This window comes from Streptomyces sp. NRRL WC-3618, from assembly GCF_001280005.1.
Taxonomy (GTDB): domain Bacteria; phylum Actinomycetota; class Actinomycetes; order Streptomycetales; family Streptomycetaceae; genus Streptomyces.
On record NZ_LGDW01000490.1, the window covers coordinates 1 to 14,241 of the forward strand.

The window sequence follows — 14,241 nt, forward strand, 5'->3', positions numbered from 1 at the left end:
CCACCAGACCCCCCACGCCCCACCCCCGGCCCGGCGAACCGTGCCACCTCCCCGGCGTCCACCACCCCCGCATCCCGCTCCCGCTCCGGCTCCCGCTCCCCACCCGGCGGCCCGTTCCCCAACTCCCGTCGCTCCAGCACCCGTTCGCCGAAGAGCACCTCCGCCCGTCGCCGGAGCTCGTCGGCCGACGCCTGATGCTGTCGGGCCCGGCCACGAAGACGGCGATGGCCGTGCCGGACACGGCCGTCGGACATCGGGCCGCGGCCCGGGCCGCTGGTAGCAGTGCTTGCGCGTGAACCTGATCGAAGTGCCATGCGCAGAGAATGGAGCAATCCACCACACTCGCGATGATCTTGCTCAATTCCGGTGGATTACTCACCAGTTGTGGATAACTCCGTCACCCACACGAGTGCTGCGCGCAACTGCGCACAGGCTTCCGCGCACGGGCGGATCCCCCCGGAGCCCCTCCGCACCCCTCACCCCCACGCCAGGCCGCCAAGCGCGCCGGGCTCACGCCTCACCGAGGTGAAACAACCACTCCCAGCAACCCAGGCCCCGTATGCGCTCCGATCACCGCGCCCACCTCGCTCACGTGCAGATCGGCGATGCCGGGCATCCGCGCCCGCAACCGGTCTGCGAGGGCCGCCGCCCGGTCGGGGGCGGCCAGATGGTGAACGGCGATGTCCACCTGCGCGTCGGCCGCCCGGTCGGCGGCGATCTCCTCGAGGCGGGCGATGGCCTTGGACGCCGTTCGCACCTTCTCCAGCAGTTCGATGCGTCCGCCGTCCAACTGCAGCAGCGGCTTCACCGCCAGGGCGGAGCCGAAGAGGGCCTGCGCGGCACCTATCCGACCGCCGCGGCGCAGATAGTCGAGGGTGTCGACGTAGAAGTACGCGGACGTGCCCGAGGCCCGCTTCTCCGCGGCCGTGACCGCCTCGTCCACGGTGTCGCCCGCCTCCGCCGTCTCGGCCGCGGCCAGCGCGCAGAACCCGAGGGCCATCGCGACCATGCCGGTGTCCACCACCCGTACGGGCACCGGCGCCTCACGGGCCGCCAGGACCGCGGCGTCGTACGTGCCCGAGAACTCGGCGGAGAGGTGCAGCGAGACGATGGCGGTGGCGCCGGACTCAGCGACCTTGCGATAGGTCTCCGCGAAGAGCTGCGGGCTGGGGCGCGAGGTGGTGACGGGCCGGCGCTTCTGGAGTGCCTGGGCCAGGGAACGGGCCGAGATCTCGGTGCCCTCTTCCAGGGCCTGGTCACCGAGGACCACGGTCAGCGGCACTGCGATGATGCCGTGGCGCTCCATCGTCCGCGGCGGCAGGTAGGCCGTTGAATCGGTGACGATCGCGACATGGCGGGACATGATCTGGAGGTTACCTGCCGTAGGTCGTGGGCGGCAGCCCGCCCCTTTCACCTGCGGCGGGACCGGAGTCGGCCCACCGGATCAAGTGGTGCTCTCCGGGCGGGGTTTCTTCTGCCAGGGGTAGGTGGGCTGTTGAACGGGCAGGGTGATGGCGGGCCGGGTCGGTTCGGCGCCCTTGCGCGCGTCGTCCAGCCAGGTCTGCTGTGAAGCGGCCCCGTCGGCGGCCGGGGCCTCGGGCCAGGGCGGCGGAGCGGGGGCGGGGGTGTGGGTCGGCGTGGGTGTCGCGGTGGGCGGGGGCTCCGCGGTCGTCCAGTGCCGCAGGGCGCCCGACTCGACGTCGATCTGGGTCGTCAGGGAGTCCAGGTCGTCGCCCGCGAAACGGGTCGCCCGGTCCCGGGCCGCCCAGCGCAGTGACTCGGCGGCCTGCGTGATCTGGTCGGTGCGCTCGCGCAGCGCGGGCAGTCGCGCGACGAGCGTCGCCCGGTCGGGGTCGGACTCCAGTCGCTTGAGTTCGGCGTCCAGCTCGTGGCCGTGCGCGCTGAGCCGCTCGAAGAGGCCGAGGGATTCCTTGAGCGACTCGTCCTCGGCCACGCCCGCGTGCAGCGCGTCCTGGGTGGCCCGCATCGACATACGCAACTTGAGCCTGAGCTGGGCCAGCTCGCCGGCCGGGCCGGGCTGTACGTACGTCTTGGCGCGCAGCGTGGTGTCCTCGACCGTGCGGCGGGCCTGCGAGATCGTCCGGTCCACGCCTCTCTTGGCCGCACCGACCACTTTCACGGTCGCGTACACGCCCAGCACGACGAAGAGCAGAAAGAGCAGGGCGACAACTGCGACAGCGGCTTCCACGACGCTCCTCCTCCGACCGGTCGCGGCCTTCGAGCCGCCTTTCAACGGTAAACGCAAAGGGCAGGCCCGGAGTTCCAAAAGAACCCCGAACCTGCCCTTAGGGGACTACCCCGAGCCACCCGCCGGACAGCCCAAGCCCGCACCCGCACCGGTGCGCGCACCCATGCCCGCACCGGCGTCCGGACCTACGCCGTGACGATGTTGACCAGCTTCGGCGCCCGCACGATCACCTTGCGGATCCCCGCGCCGGCCAGCGCCTCGACGACCTTGTCGTCACTCAGCGCCACCTTCTCCAGCTCGTCGTCGGAGATCGACGGCGAGACCTCCAGGCGGGCCTTGACCTTGCCCTTGATCTGCACGACGCAGGTCACGCTCTCGTCCACGACGTACGCGGGGTCGGCGACCGGGAAGTCCTGGTGGACGACCGAGTCGGGGTGACCCAGCCGGCGCCACAGTTCCTCGGCGATGTGCGGGGCCAGCGGCGCGACCAGCAGCACCAGCGCCTCGGCGACCGTGCGCGCGACCGGACCGCCCACCTTGGTCAGGTGGTTGTTCAGCTCGGTGACCTTGGCGATGGCGGTGTTGAACCGCAGGCCCTCCAGGTCCTGACGGACGCCGTCGATCGCCTTGTGCAGGGCACGCAGGGTCGCCTCGTCGGCCTCGGTGTCGACCACGGTGACCTCGCCGCTGTCCTCGTCGACGACGTTGCGCCACAGCCGCTGCAGCAGCCGGTACTGGCCCACCACCGCGCGCGTGTCCCACGGCCGCGACACGTCCAGGGGGCCCATGGCCATCTCGTACAGGCGCAGCGTGTCCGCCCCGTACTCGGCGCAGATCTCGTCCGGAGTGACCGCGTTCTTCAGGGACTTGCCCATCTTGCCCAGCACCCGGGAGACCTTCTCACCCTGGTGGAAGAAGGCGCCGTCGCGCTCCTCCACCTCGGCGGCCGGTACGGCGATACCGCGGCTGTCGCGGTACACGAAGGCCTGGATCATGCCCTGGTTGAACAGCTTGTGGAACGGCTCGACCGACGAGACGTGCCCCAGGTCGAACAGGACCTTGGACCAGAAGCGGGCGTACAGCAGGTGCAGCACGGCGTGCTCGGCACCGCCGACGTACAGGTCGACGCCACCGTGGGGCTGGCCCTCGCGGGGGCCCATCCAGTACTGCTCGATGGCCGGGTCGACCAGCTTCCGGTCGTTGTTCGGGTCCAGGTAACGCAGCTCGTACCAGCAGGAACCGGCCCAGTTGGGCATCGTGTTGGTCTCGCGGCGGTACTTCCGCGGCCCGCGGCCGTCACCCAGGTCCAGGGTGACGTTGACCCAGTCCGCGTTGCGGGACAGCGGGGTCTCCGGGGAGGTGTCCGCGTCGTCCGCGTCGAAGGTGCGCGGCGAGTAGTCCTCGACCTCGGGCAGTTCCAGGGGCAGCATCGACTCGGGCAGCGAGTGCGCGACGCCGTCCTCGTCGTAGACGATCGGGAAGGGCTCGCCCCAGTAACGCTGGCGGCTGAACAGCCAGTCGCGCAGCCGGAAGTTGACGGTGCCTCGGCCGATGCCCTTGCGCTCCAGCCACTCGGTGATGCGCGCCTTGGCGTCGGCGACGGCCAGCCCGTCCAGCGAGATGTCGTCGTTGGCCGAGTTGATGATCTTCGCGTCGTAGGCCGCGAAGGCGTTGTCCCACGTCGAGGTGTCGGTGCCACGCCCGTCGGTCGGCTCGACGATGCAGTGGACGGGCAGCTCGAAGGCGCGCGCGAACTCGAAGTCACGCTGGTCGCCCGCCGGTACGGCCATGATCGCGCCGGTGCCGTAGCCCATCAGGACGTAGTCGGCGATGAAGACGGGGACCCGCTCACCGTTGGCCGGGTTGGTCGCGTACGAGCCGATGAAGACACCGGTCTTGTCCTTGGCCTCGGCCTGCCGCTCGACGTCGGACTTCGAGGCGGCCTGGGCGCGGTAGGCGGCGACGGCCTCGGCGGGGGTGGCGTGGCCGCCCGTCCAGACGTCGTGGGTGCCCTCGGGCCAGGCGGCCGGGATCAGCTTCTCGACCAGCGGGTGCTCGGGCGCCAGGACCATGTAACTGGCGCCGAACAGGGTGTCCGGGCGGGTGGTGAAGACCGTGATGGCCTCGCCGTCCACGGGGAAGTCGACGCGGGCGCCCTCGGAGCGGCCGATCCAGTTGCGCTGCTGCAGCTTGATGGCCTCGGGCCAGTCCAGCGCGTCCAGGTCGTTCAGCAGCCGGTCGGCGTAGGCGGTGATGCGCATGTTCCACTGGCGCAGCTTGGCCTTGAAGACGGGGAAGTTGCCGCGCTCGGAACGGCCGTCGGCGGTGACCTCCTCGTTCGCCAGTACGGTGCCCAGTCCCGGACACCAGTTGACGGGCGCCTCGGAGGCGTACGCCAGGCGGTACTCGCCCAGGATGTCGGCGCGCTCGGCGGCGGTCAGCTGGTCCCACGCGCGCGCGCGGTCACCGGGTACGGCGCGCTCACCGCTCTCGAACTGGGCGATCAGGGCGGCGATGGGGCGGGCCTTGTCCGCCTCCTCGTCGTACCAGGAGTTGAAGATCTGCAGGAAGATCCACTGGGTCCACCTGTAGTAGTCCGGGTCGATCGTGGCGAAGGACCGGCGCTTGTCGTGGCCCAGACCCAGCCGGCGCAGCTGGACCTTCATGTTCTCGATGTTGGCCTCGGTGGACACCCGGGGGTGCGTGCCGGTCTGCACGGCGTACTGCTCGGCGGGCAGGCCGAAGGCGTCGAAGCCCAGGGTGTGCAGGACGTTGTGGCCGGTCATGCGCTGGAAGCGGGCGAACACGTCGGTCGCGATGTAGCCCAGCGGATGGCCGACGTGCAGACCCGCACCAGAGGGGTACGGGAACATGTCCATGATGAACTTCTTGGGCTTGGCGGCCGACTCCGGGTCGCCCGCCAGGTCTCCGCTCGGGTTCGGGGCGGCATACGTGCCCTCGGCGTCCCAGAAGTCCTGCCAGCGTGCCTCGATGTCGGCCGCCATGGCGGCCGTGTAGCGGTGCGGCGCCGCCACCTCGGTGGTGGCAGCGGGGTTCGTCTCGCTCATGGTCCTCAAAGCTCCATCGATCGTCTCTGCCAGCGGCCTGGAAATGAAAAAACCCCTCGCACAGGAGGGGACGCCGCGCTGATGCCGACCACGATTCGTCAGTGGTCGGGACTGATCAACGCGGCTCGCTAAGCAGAAGGCGTACGGCACGCATGGCGTCAGGGTACCGCAGCCGTCGAGCGCACCGCGACGGTGCACACGGGGTGCGCGACGCCCGCACGACACCCTCACGACTCCCTCACGCCTTCAGGGAAACGTGAATCGCCACACAGCGAAACCTGAACCAGGTTCAAAAATTACTTCGCGTAACAACCTCTATGGGACATCACAACGGCCTCATGGCGCTTTGGTAACAGCGCAATAACTCAAACGTCGTACTCCTCGGTATGTCTCGACTTACAGTTCGACGCGGGACCGCCTTCCCGAACCGCTCGGAGTTGCCCCCATGAACCCTCGTAGTAACAACAGTTCGCTTCCCAGGACGGGCCGTTCGGCCTCCGGGATGGCGACGGCTGCCGCGCTGCTCCTCATACCGGTGATCGTGCTGGTGGGAGGTGACACGGTCCAGGACTTCCTGAACTTCGGCGCCGGCGTGCTGTCACTGGTCGCCCTCTCCTGTTCGGTGATCTGGGGCCTGGTCGCCACCGACCGGGTCTTCCTGAACACCCGTCAGCGACTGGTCGCGCAGGCCGTGCACCGGACGACCGCCGTGTCCTCGGTCGCCTTCCTGCTGCTGCACGTCTCGGTCAAACTGGCACTCGACCACGTCGACCTGATCGCCGCCCTGATCCCCTTCAGCCTGGGCGTCACCGGCACCTCGGGTCTCATCGGCATGGGCTCCGCGGCCGGCCTGCTCATGATCTTCACGGCCGTCACCGGCGCGCTGCGCAGCCGGTTCGCCTCCCCGGCGCCGGTCGCGGCGCGCTGGCGCGCGATGCACATGCTGGCCTACCCGGCCTGGTGCTTCGCGCTGGTCCACGGCCTGTACGCGGGACGCCAGGCGAAGCCGATCTTCACGATCCTGTACGGCCTGTGCCTGCTCGCGGTGATCGCGGCCCTGGCGCTGCGCTCGGCGCCCCGCCCGTTCAAGCGCCGGGTGGCCGCCCAGATCATGGCGGTCCTGGGGTCCCAGGAACGGCTGGGCCGCGAGGGCCTGGACGCGAGCCGGGCGCGCCTCGGGGAGTCCTCCCTGCCGGGCTACGAGAGCCCGTCCGGGGGCAGGCCCGCGCGCGGGGACGCGGGCATCCCCCCGCAGCGCGGCGCGCAGACCCCGTCGCCGTTCTACGACGCTCCGGCCAGCCGCACCATGACCCCCGAGCCCGCGCAGGACGAGTTCGCGGCGGCCTACCGCGCCGCGCCGACCCCGCAGGCGCAGGCTCCGTACATGGACCAGACCGCGCGCATGGACCTGTCGATGGACACGCAGGCCACCGCGGCGATGCCGCGGGTCGACGGCAGTACGTCGGGCAGCTGGCCGATCCCGTCCCCGCCTCCGGTGGGCGAGGCTCCCGTGTCGGCCTACGACCCGATGAACGACACCGGATACAACATCCCGACCTATGGCAATCCGGGCGCGGCCGCGTACGGATCGAGTGATGTGTACAACACCGCTGAGTCGAATGCCGCCTATGGCACGTACAACGCGAATGACACGTACAACAGCGGTCCCGCCACTGATACAAACCCCGGTGCCTCCTACGACTTCGACGCACCGGGTTCGGGCGAACCTTGGAACGCGCCTTCCGGAGGCTTTAAGTGAACGAGGCTCTGCCCGACGTCCCCGAAGTCCGCGTGGTCGGGCTTCCCGTACTCACGTCGGGTTTCGACCTTGTCGAGAGACTTGACCTGCCCATGCACCTCAAGGTGCACGGTCCGCTCGAACCGATGGGCGGCGAGCAGCTCGCGCAGCTCGCCGAACGCATTTCCCTGAAAGGCCGCGGCGGCGCGGGCTTTCCGTTTCACAAGAAGCTGCGGTCGGTCGCCGAGTCGGCGATCCGCCGCGGTGTGCGGCCGGTCGTCGTCGTCAACGCGAGCGAGGACGAGCCTGCCTGCCGCAAGGACACGGTGCTGGTCAACCGCGCCCCGCACCTGATTCTGGACGGCGCCCTGCTGTGCGCGGAGGCCATGGGCGCCCGCACCCTGGTCATCGGGGTGACACGTGAATCCACGCAGCGCTCCATGGAGGCCGCGCTCGCCGAGCGCGGCCTCAACAACGGCCGCCGATCGGCCCTTCGCGCGCGCGTGCAGCGCAATCCGATCCGGATGGTCACCGGCGCCGCCGCCTCACTGGTCCGCTCCATCGACGGCGGCCCGGCGATCCCGCCCGGCCGCAAGATCAGCGCCTCGCAGAACGGCGTCGGCGGCGCGCCCACCCTGCTGTCCAACGCGGAGACCTACGCCCAGCTGGCGATCGCCGCCCGCATCGGCGCCGAGCGCTACTGCAACACCGGCCTGTACGACGAGCCGGGCACCGTCATGCTCACGGTCTCCGGCGCGGTCGCCCGCCCCATGGTGATCGAGGTACCGACGGGTGTGCCGCTGCGGTACGTCCTGCAGCTCGCCGGCGCCCCGCCGGTCCCGCAGGGTGTGCTGACGGGCGGCTACCACGGAAAGTGGATCGACGCGGCGACCGTCAACGAGGCGATCGTCTCCCGCAACTCCCTGGACGCGGTGGGCGGTGCGCTCGGTGCGGGCGCGATCCTGCCGATCAGCCAGGAGACCTGCCCGCTCGGTGAGTCGCTGCGCGTGGCCCAGTGGCTGGCCGAGGAGAGCGCGGGCCAGTGCGGCCCCTGCTATCTCGGTCTGCCCGCCGCGGCGCGCGGCCTGGAGGACATCCTCAACGGCGGCGGCCCGGCCGCCCTGGAGGCCGTCAAGCAGGTCGCCAAGTCGGTGAAACGGCGCGGTGCTTGCTCGCATCCGGACGGCTCGGCGATGTTCCTGGAATCGACCATCAAGGCGTTCACGGACGACCTCGCCGCCCATGTCCTCGGAAACGGCTGCGGAAGGCCCGTAGAAGGCGTTCTGCCGCTCTTCGAGGGCGGCCAGACGCCCACGGGCATCCCGGGCGGCGGCCAGGCGGAGGAGGAGAGCGGCCCCAGCCGCCAGAAGATCTACGTCGACTGGACCCTCTGCCGGGGTCACGGCCTCTGCGCCGACATCCTCCCCGAGGTCTTCGAACTGGGCGCGGACGGCTTCCCGACCGTGGCGCAGGCGAAGGTGCCCCGGTACGCGGAGGCGAAGGCCATGCGCGCGGTGCGGCGCTGCCCGGCCCTGGCGCTGCGCATCGAGGAGGACACCAGGGCCTCGGCCCCCGACCGTCTGCCGGTCCTGTCCCAGCGTGGCGGCCGGGGCCGGCGCGCCCTCGGCAGCGGTCGCTGAGACGACGCACCCCCCGGAGCAGCGCGGCGGGCCACTCGGATCGTTCGAGTGGCCCGCCGTACGCGTTCTGTGTGCACCACGCGCGGAACAGGCGCCCACAACGCCGAAGGCGGGCCACCCTGTTCGGGTGACCCGCCCTCAACTTTCTGTGGAGCTAAGGAGAATTGAACTCCTGACCTCCTGCATGCCATGCAGGCGCTCTACCAACTGAGCTATAGCCCCTCGCACTGTTCCGCCGGGTTTCCCCGGCGGCGAGGCCAACATTACCGGTCCCCCGGTGCAGCACCAAATCGATTCCGTCCGCCCCGGTACGGGTACCGGGGTCAGGCCGTGACGAACGAGTAGAACCGTTTGAGGGTGCAGTGTTCCTCGAGGAGTCGGCCGTAGATCGGCTCGCCCTCCAGCTCACGGTAGGTCTCGATCGGGTCGCCCTTTATGATCAGCGCCCGCGCGCATTCCTCGCACCAGTACTGGTAGTCGTGGTTCACCGGCTCCATGTCACGGACGATCGGCGTACCACTGCCGCACCAGTCGCATTTCCTCCTGTGTGCACCCATCGATCAGCTCCAGCTGTGGCCGCAGGCCGTGCACACGTAGGAAATGCCACCGTTGTCACCGAGCACCTGGGCGACATGGCCGGATCCGCAGGAAGGGCAGCTGAGACGGGTTCTCCTGCCCCGTATGACCGCCGCTTCAGGGAGGTGACCGACCTCCCTGAGGATGCTCGCAGGCATCGCAACTCCCTCCCGTCGGGCCGCGCCCCCTTCCGGCCGTTTGATTCTGCCACGGCCGGACCAATACGGTCAGCGACGCCTTCGTACCAGTCCGGACACGGCACCCGCCGTGACCGTCACAGCCGGCCCGAACACGCACACAAGAAGAGCTTCCGCAGAGGTATACGCCTCCCGGCCCCCAAGTGACTCAAGCCGGTCCGAGAAGAGTGAACCCGGCCGCCACAAGGGTGCGTTGCCCAGGGACGGGCCAAGGACGTCGCGTCAGGCCGACCAAGGACCAGGACGGGGCGCACTCGACACGAAGGCCCGTACGGCGCTCGGGGTGACGCAGCCCACACAGGGCGATCGCCGTGCCTAACCGGCGCCCCGGGCGAGGCCGAGGTATGCGAAAAGTCCCGTTCCCTGGGAGGAACGGGACTTTCGTGAATCTATTTCTGTGGAGCTAAGGAGAATTGAACTCCTGACCTCCTGCATGCCATGCAGGCGCTCTACCAACTGAGCTATAGCCCCTCGCGTTCCGCCCGCCGGGCGGGTGAACAAGATGAACTTTAGCCTGCGACCAGCCGGAAAGTGAAATCCGGGTCAGTCGTCGTCACCGAGGACCGGCTCGGGCAGTGTGCCGGCGTTGTGCTCCAGAAGACGCCAGCCGCGGGCGCCCTCGCCGAGGACGGACCAGCAGCAGTTGGAGAGACCGCCGAGGCTCTCCCAGTGGTGGGAATCCAGGCCGAGCAGGCGCCCGATGGTGGTCCGGATGGTGCCGCCGTGGCTGACCACCACGAGGGTGCCGTCATCGGGGAGCTTGTCGGCGTGCCGCAGCACCACGGGGGCGGCGCGGTCGGCGACCTCGGTCTCCAGTTCACCGCCGCCGCGACGGATCGGCTCACCGCGCTTCCACGCGGCGTACTCGTCTCCGTGACGGGCGATGATCTCCTCGTGCGTCAGCCCCTGCCAGACGCCCGCGTAGGTCTCGCGCAGGCCCTCGTCGTGGCTCACCGAAAGGCCGGTGAGCGCGGCGAGTTCGCCCGCGGTGTCCGCCGCGCGCCGGAGGTCCGAGGCAACGATCGCGTCGGGCTTCAGGGAGGCGAGCAGCCGGGCGGCGCGGCGGGCCTGGCCGATGCCGGTCTCGGTGAGCTCCACGTCCGTGGTGCCCTGGAAGCGCCGCTCCACGTTCCACGACGTCTGACCGTGACGCCACAGGATGAGGCGACGGCCCTGCCCCGCCTTCCGGCGGGACCCGGTGGACCCGGTGGCGGTCACCGCAGGCCTCCGAAGTCGGCGGTGTCCTCCTCGGCCTTCAGCTTGGCGTGCTCGGCCGCCTTGCCGCGAGTGGCCTTGGCGTCGGCGGGCAGCTCCAGCTCGGGGCAGTCCTTCCAGAGCCGCTCCAGGGCGTAGAAGACGCGCTCCTCGCTGTGCTGGACGTGGACGACGATGTCGACGTAGTCCAGGAGCACCCAGCGGGCCTCGCGGTCGCCCTCGCGGCGGACCGGCTTGGTGCCGAGCTCCTTGCTGAGCCGCTCCTCGATCTCGTCGACGATCGACTTGACCTGGCGGTCGTTGGGTGCGGAGGCCAGCAGGAAGGCGTCCGTGATCGACAGCACGTCGCTGACGTCGTAGGCGATGATGTCGTGCGCGAGCTTGTCGGCAGCCGCCTGCGCGGCGGCGGAGATGAGCTCGATGGAACGGTCAGTGGCGGTCACTACAAGGCTTTCGGTCGGCGGTCGGGAACCCGTACGGGTTACCCAAGGGTCTCACGGACCGCCGACGCCACCCCACGTCATTACCGGATCACTCCCCGGGAACCCGCTTCTGGCCCCGGGGAGTGTGCCGCTTCCTGGGTCGCTCCGCGTCACGAACCGCCTTTGAAGTCCTGGCCGAGGATCACGGAGACGTCCGCGTTGGAGGCGGCCGTGCCCTTCTTCACCGAGGTCGCTGGCAGACCCAGCGTCTTGGCTGCCTCGGTGGCATTCTCCTTGTCCGCGGCGTCGGTGTAGGTGACCTGGGACGTGGTGCGGGCGGAGCCGGCCGTACCGGCTTCCACGAAGGTGAAGCCGCCGTTGAGGAGGACGACCCGGGCCTTCTCGGTGTTGCCCTTGTCGCCGGTCGCGTTCTGGACGGCGACCCGGACCGCGGCGTCGCTGTCGGGGCTCTTGGCGGTGCCGCCCAGAACCGTTTTGACGATCGCGGAGCCGGCCTGGGCGCTCAGGGTGCCGTCGCCCTGGACGGGCAGCAGCGCGGTCTTGTAGTCGCCGCCCTTGGCGAGGTCGGCGAGCCTGGCGAGGAAGCTGCCGAGGTCCTTGTCGGTCAGCGAGGGGTCGAGGATCTGGGCCAGCGTCTGCACGGTCACCGTCGCCGCCTGGCTGTCGGAGGACAGCTTGCGCAGCACTCCCTGTATGACCTGCCCGAACCGCTCGAGCTGGGCGTCCTGGGTCTCGCCGGAGGCGCGGTAGGTGGCGTAGGCGACGGCCATCCTGCCGCTGAGGGTCTGGCCCTCGCCCTTCCGCACCAGGGGCGCCGTGCCCTTCTTCTTTGCGTCCGGGTCGGGTACGTCGGCGTTCGTGTCGAGGTCGATGTTGCCGACCAGTTCGACGAGGTTCTGCAGGTAGGGGGTGTCGAGCCGCCAGGTGCCCTCGATGTCGGTGCCGAGGACGGTGTCGAGCGCGTCGCGCGTCCCGGAGGAGCCGTCGTCGTCGACCGACTTGGCGAGCGTGGTGGTGGAACCGTCGTCGTCGGTCAGCGCGAGGGAGTTGGGCAGCAGGACGGTGGCGCCCTGCTTGGTGGTGGTGTTGTCGACGAGCAGCACCGTCGAGGTGCCGCCCTTGCCTGTGTTGTGCAGGTGGACGACGACCACGTCCCGTTTCTGGGCCGCCGCGCCGGTCGCACCGCCCGCCTTCGTGGCCGAGGAGGACGTGCCGGGCAGCTTCCCGGCGTACCAGAGGTAGCCGGCGCCGCCCACCGCCACCAGGGCGAGGACGACGGCCAGGGCGATGAAGCGGCCCCGAGTGCGACGCTTGGCCTCCTCGCGGCGCTCGGTGCGGTTCTCGGTGAAGTTCAGCCAGTCGATGACGTCCTCGGAGTCGCCGGTGGGCTCCTCGACGAAGGCGAACTGCTGGGTGCTGTAGTCGCGCTCACCCTGGGCCTGCGGGGCCCCCTGCGCCTGCGGAGTGCCGTCCTCGAGCGGGCCGCCCTGCTGCGGAATCCGGGCGGCCTGTTCGGTCGGCGCGGTCCGTGGCGTCGGCACCGAGGGCGGCGCCTGCTCGGCGACCCGGGGCTGCTGCCCGCTGCTCGCCGTCTGCCCGTAGGGGTCGTACCCGGTGGCCGGGTTCCCGGCGCCGTACGGGTCGTACGAGGGGACGGGCTGCTGCTGCCCGGTCGTGTACGGGTCGTAGCCGTACCCCTCGTACCCCTGCGTCTGGGGCGCCTGCTGCCCGTAGGGGTCGTACGACTGCTGGCCCGGCTGCGTCTGCTGCTGGTAGGCCTGCTGCGGCGGCGGCACCTGCTGGTATATGGGCCGGCCGTAGTCGTCGTAGCCGACGATCTCGTACTGCTGGTCGCCGTCGTACCCCGAGTCGTATCGGTCGTTCACCGGTGCTCCTCTCGGCTCACTAGCCGCGGTACAGCTCGCGCTTGTCGATGTAGCGCACCACACCGTCCGGTACCAGATACCAGACCGGGTCACCCTTGGCGACCCTCGCCCGGCAGTCCGTGGACGAGATGGCCAGGGCGGGAACCTCGACGAGCGAGACGCCGCCCTCCGGGAGTCCCGGGTCGGTCAGGGTGTGGCCGGGCCGGGTGACCCCGATGAAGTGCGCGAGGGAGAACAGTTCGTCGGCATCGCGCCAGGTGAGGATCTGGCCGAGCGCGTCGGCGCCCGTGATGAAGAACAGGTCCGTGTCGGGGTTGAGCGCGCGCAGGTCGCGCAGGGTGTCCGTGGTGTAGGTCGGGCCACCGCGGTCGAGGTCGATACGGCTGACCGAGAACTGCGGGTTCTCCGCGGTCGCGATGACCGTCATCAGGTAGCGGTCCTCGGCCGGCGACACACTGCGGTCGGTCTTCTGCCACGGCTGCCCGGTCGGTACGAACACCACCTCGTCGAGGTGGAACTGGGCGGCGACCTCACTGGCCGCCACGAGGTGCCCGTGGTGGATCGGATCGAATGTGCCGCCCATGACGCCGAGCCGGCGCTTGCCCGGGCTCGACGGGCCGTTGCCGGTCGCGCGCCGGAGCACCGGGCGGCTCTCCGTGTCGCGCGCCGGACGGTCGTCGGCGTTGTTCGCCGGGCCCGTAGGCATGTCCTGCTCTCCCATGCGTGCAGACCCTACCGGCCCGCCCTGGGAGCACCGGCCGCAGCCCGACGGACCCCCTGGACCGGACTCAGCGGTCGCGGTTGAAACGGGTGGTGATCCACAACAGGAGCAGCAGGACGAAGAGGGCGCCGCCACCTGTGAGGTAGGGGCTCAGGCTCTCGTGGTTGCCGCCGTGCTCCTCGCCCTCGGCGGCAAACGTGACCAACTGGGCTGCGGCGCTGTGGAAGCTCATCTTCGGCAGGACCTATTCGGTGAGGGCGGGATAAAGACGTCGGCTCATCGTAAGCGTGCCCCCCGACGGGGATCACGCCGACTCCGAGGAAGGGCTTGGCGGAACTTCCGGCCCGTGTCAGTCGTCCTTGTTTTTGTACCCCCGCAGCACGAACCACGCGGTCAGGACGCAGCCGAAGAACATCACGATCAGCACGACCCGGAGCAGATCGCCGGATCCCTGCTTCTCGGCGGCGCTCGCGGCCGTGGTGATCCAGTCGGTTACGGGGGTGTGGTCCATCGGATCGCTCCTTACGGTGTGCTGCCCCGCCACGGTA

The 14,241-nt window shown here is 70.0% G+C and carries 12 protein-coding genes, 2 tRNA genes and 1 pseudogene; 3 read left to right on the forward strand and 12 right to left on the reverse strand.

Features of this window, described 5'->3' with window-relative positions:
- Positions 1–296, forward strand: a pseudogene (locus tag ADL01_RS47065) (hypothetical protein); the annotation flags it as partial.
- 221 nt (positions 297–517) lie between these two features.
- Here the strand turns inward: ADL01_RS47065 and ADL01_RS39495 are convergent.
- The 3 genes from ADL01_RS39495 to leuS form a co-directional block, all read right to left on the reverse strand.
- Complete coding sequence (locus ADL01_RS39495) at positions 518–1,363, reverse strand: DegV family protein (RefSeq protein WP_053746920.1); 846 nt, start codon at positions 1,361–1,363, stop codon at positions 518–520.
- Between the two features lie 81 nt (positions 1,364–1,444).
- Positions 1,445–2,209: a hypothetical protein gene (locus ADL01_RS39500; RefSeq protein WP_053746921.1), complete on the reverse strand. Its 765-nt coding sequence runs from the start codon at positions 2,207–2,209 to the stop codon at positions 1,445–1,447.
- 185 nt (positions 2,210–2,394) lie between these two features.
- A complete protein-coding gene (gene leuS / locus ADL01_RS39505; RefSeq protein ID WP_053746922.1) occupies positions 2,395–5,277 on the reverse strand; it encodes a leucine--tRNA ligase in 2,883 nt (960 codons plus the stop codon).
- 445 nt (positions 5,278–5,722) lie between these two features.
- Between leuS and ADL01_RS39510 the strand changes: the two genes are divergently transcribed.
- Both ADL01_RS39510 and ADL01_RS39515 read left to right on the forward strand, forming a co-directional pair.
- On the forward strand, positions 5,723–7,036 hold the full coding sequence (locus ADL01_RS39510; RefSeq protein WP_199835124.1) for a ferric reductase-like transmembrane domain-containing protein: 1,314 nt from the start codon (positions 5,723–5,725) through the stop codon (positions 7,034–7,036).
- On the forward strand, positions 7,033–8,655 hold the full coding sequence (locus tag ADL01_RS39515; RefSeq protein WP_053746924.1) for an NADH-quinone oxidoreductase subunit NuoF family protein: 1,623 nt from the start codon (positions 7,033–7,035) through the stop codon (positions 8,653–8,655). The genes ADL01_RS39510 and ADL01_RS39515 overlap by 4 nt, the downstream gene beginning before the upstream one ends.
- A gap of 149 nt (positions 8,656–8,804) precedes the next feature.
- Here ADL01_RS39515 and ADL01_RS39520 read toward each other — a convergent pair.
- The 9 genes from ADL01_RS39520 to ADL01_RS45585 all read right to left on the reverse strand — a co-directional run bounded on the left by ADL01_RS39520 (position 8,805) and on the right by ADL01_RS45585 (position 14,204).
- Positions 8,805–8,877: transfer RNA gene (locus ADL01_RS39520), tRNA-Ala, on the reverse strand.
- Between the two features lie 101 nt (positions 8,878–8,978).
- Entirely contained in the window at positions 8,979–9,212 is a 234-nt protein-coding gene (locus ADL01_RS39525; protein ID WP_044472114.1) for a hypothetical protein, read from the reverse strand.
- Positions 9,213–9,826: 614 nt separating this feature from the next.
- Positions 9,827–9,899: transfer RNA gene (locus tag ADL01_RS39530), tRNA-Ala, on the reverse strand.
- A 72-nt stretch (positions 9,900–9,971) separates the two neighbouring features.
- Positions 9,972–10,646 carry a histidine phosphatase family protein gene (locus tag ADL01_RS39535; RefSeq protein ID WP_053746925.1) on the reverse strand — a complete coding sequence of 225 codons (675 nt, stop codon included), beginning with the start codon at positions 10,644–10,646 and terminating at the stop codon, positions 9,972–9,974.
- A complete protein-coding gene (rsfS, locus tag ADL01_RS39540) occupies positions 10,643–11,086 on the reverse strand; it encodes a ribosome silencing factor (protein WP_053746926.1) in 444 nt (147 codons plus the stop codon). The genes ADL01_RS39535 and rsfS overlap by 4 nt, the downstream gene beginning before the upstream one ends.
- A gap of 149 nt (positions 11,087–11,235) precedes the next feature.
- Entirely contained in the window at positions 11,236–12,972 is a 1,737-nt protein-coding gene (locus ADL01_RS39545; RefSeq protein ID WP_053746927.1) for an LCP family protein, read from the reverse strand.
- A 19-nt stretch (positions 12,973–12,991) separates the two neighbouring features.
- A complete protein-coding gene (gene nadD, locus ADL01_RS39550) occupies positions 12,992–13,693 on the reverse strand; it encodes a nicotinate-nucleotide adenylyltransferase (RefSeq protein WP_053746928.1) in 702 nt (233 codons plus the stop codon).
- Positions 13,694–13,760: 67 nt separating this feature from the next.
- On the reverse strand, positions 13,761–13,925 hold the full coding sequence (locus ADL01_RS45580; RefSeq protein WP_199835126.1) for a hypothetical protein: 165 nt from the start codon (positions 13,923–13,925) through the stop codon (positions 13,761–13,763).
- 117 nt (positions 13,926–14,042) lie between these two features.
- On the reverse strand, positions 14,043–14,204 hold the full coding sequence (locus tag ADL01_RS45585) for a hypothetical protein (RefSeq protein WP_199835128.1): 162 nt from the start codon (positions 14,202–14,204) through the stop codon (positions 14,043–14,045).
- Positions 14,205–14,241 lie beyond the last annotated feature (37 nt).

What these genes read in the sequence shown, in the direction of transcription:
- nadD (WP_053746928.1), bottom strand. Translation starts at nt 13,693, where the DNA reads ATGGGAGAGCAGGACATGCCTACGGGCCCGGCGAACAACGCCGACGAC.
- ADL01_RS45580 (WP_199835126.1), bottom strand. Translation starts at nt 13,925, where the DNA reads ATGAGCTTCCACAGCGCCGCAGCCCAGTTGGTCACGTTTGCCGCCGAG.
- ADL01_RS39525 (WP_044472114.1), bottom strand. Translation starts at nt 9,212, where the DNA reads ATGGGTGCACACAGGAGGAAATGCGACTGGTGCGGCAGTGGTACGCCG.
- leuS (WP_053746922.1), bottom strand. Translation starts at nt 5,277, where the DNA reads ATGAGCGAGACGAACCCCGCTGCCACCACCGAGGTGGCGGCGCCGCAC.
- ADL01_RS45585 (WP_199835128.1), bottom strand. Translation starts at nt 14,204, where the DNA reads ATGGACCACACCCCCGTAACCGACTGGATCACCACGGCCGCGAGCGCC.
- ADL01_RS39495 (WP_053746920.1), bottom strand. Translation starts at nt 1,363, where the DNA reads ATGTCCCGCCATGTCGCGATCGTCACCGATTCAACGGCCTACCTGCCG.
- ADL01_RS39510 (WP_199835124.1), top strand. Translation starts at nt 5,723, where the DNA reads ATGAACCCTCGTAGTAACAACAGTTCGCTTCCCAGGACGGGCCGTTCG.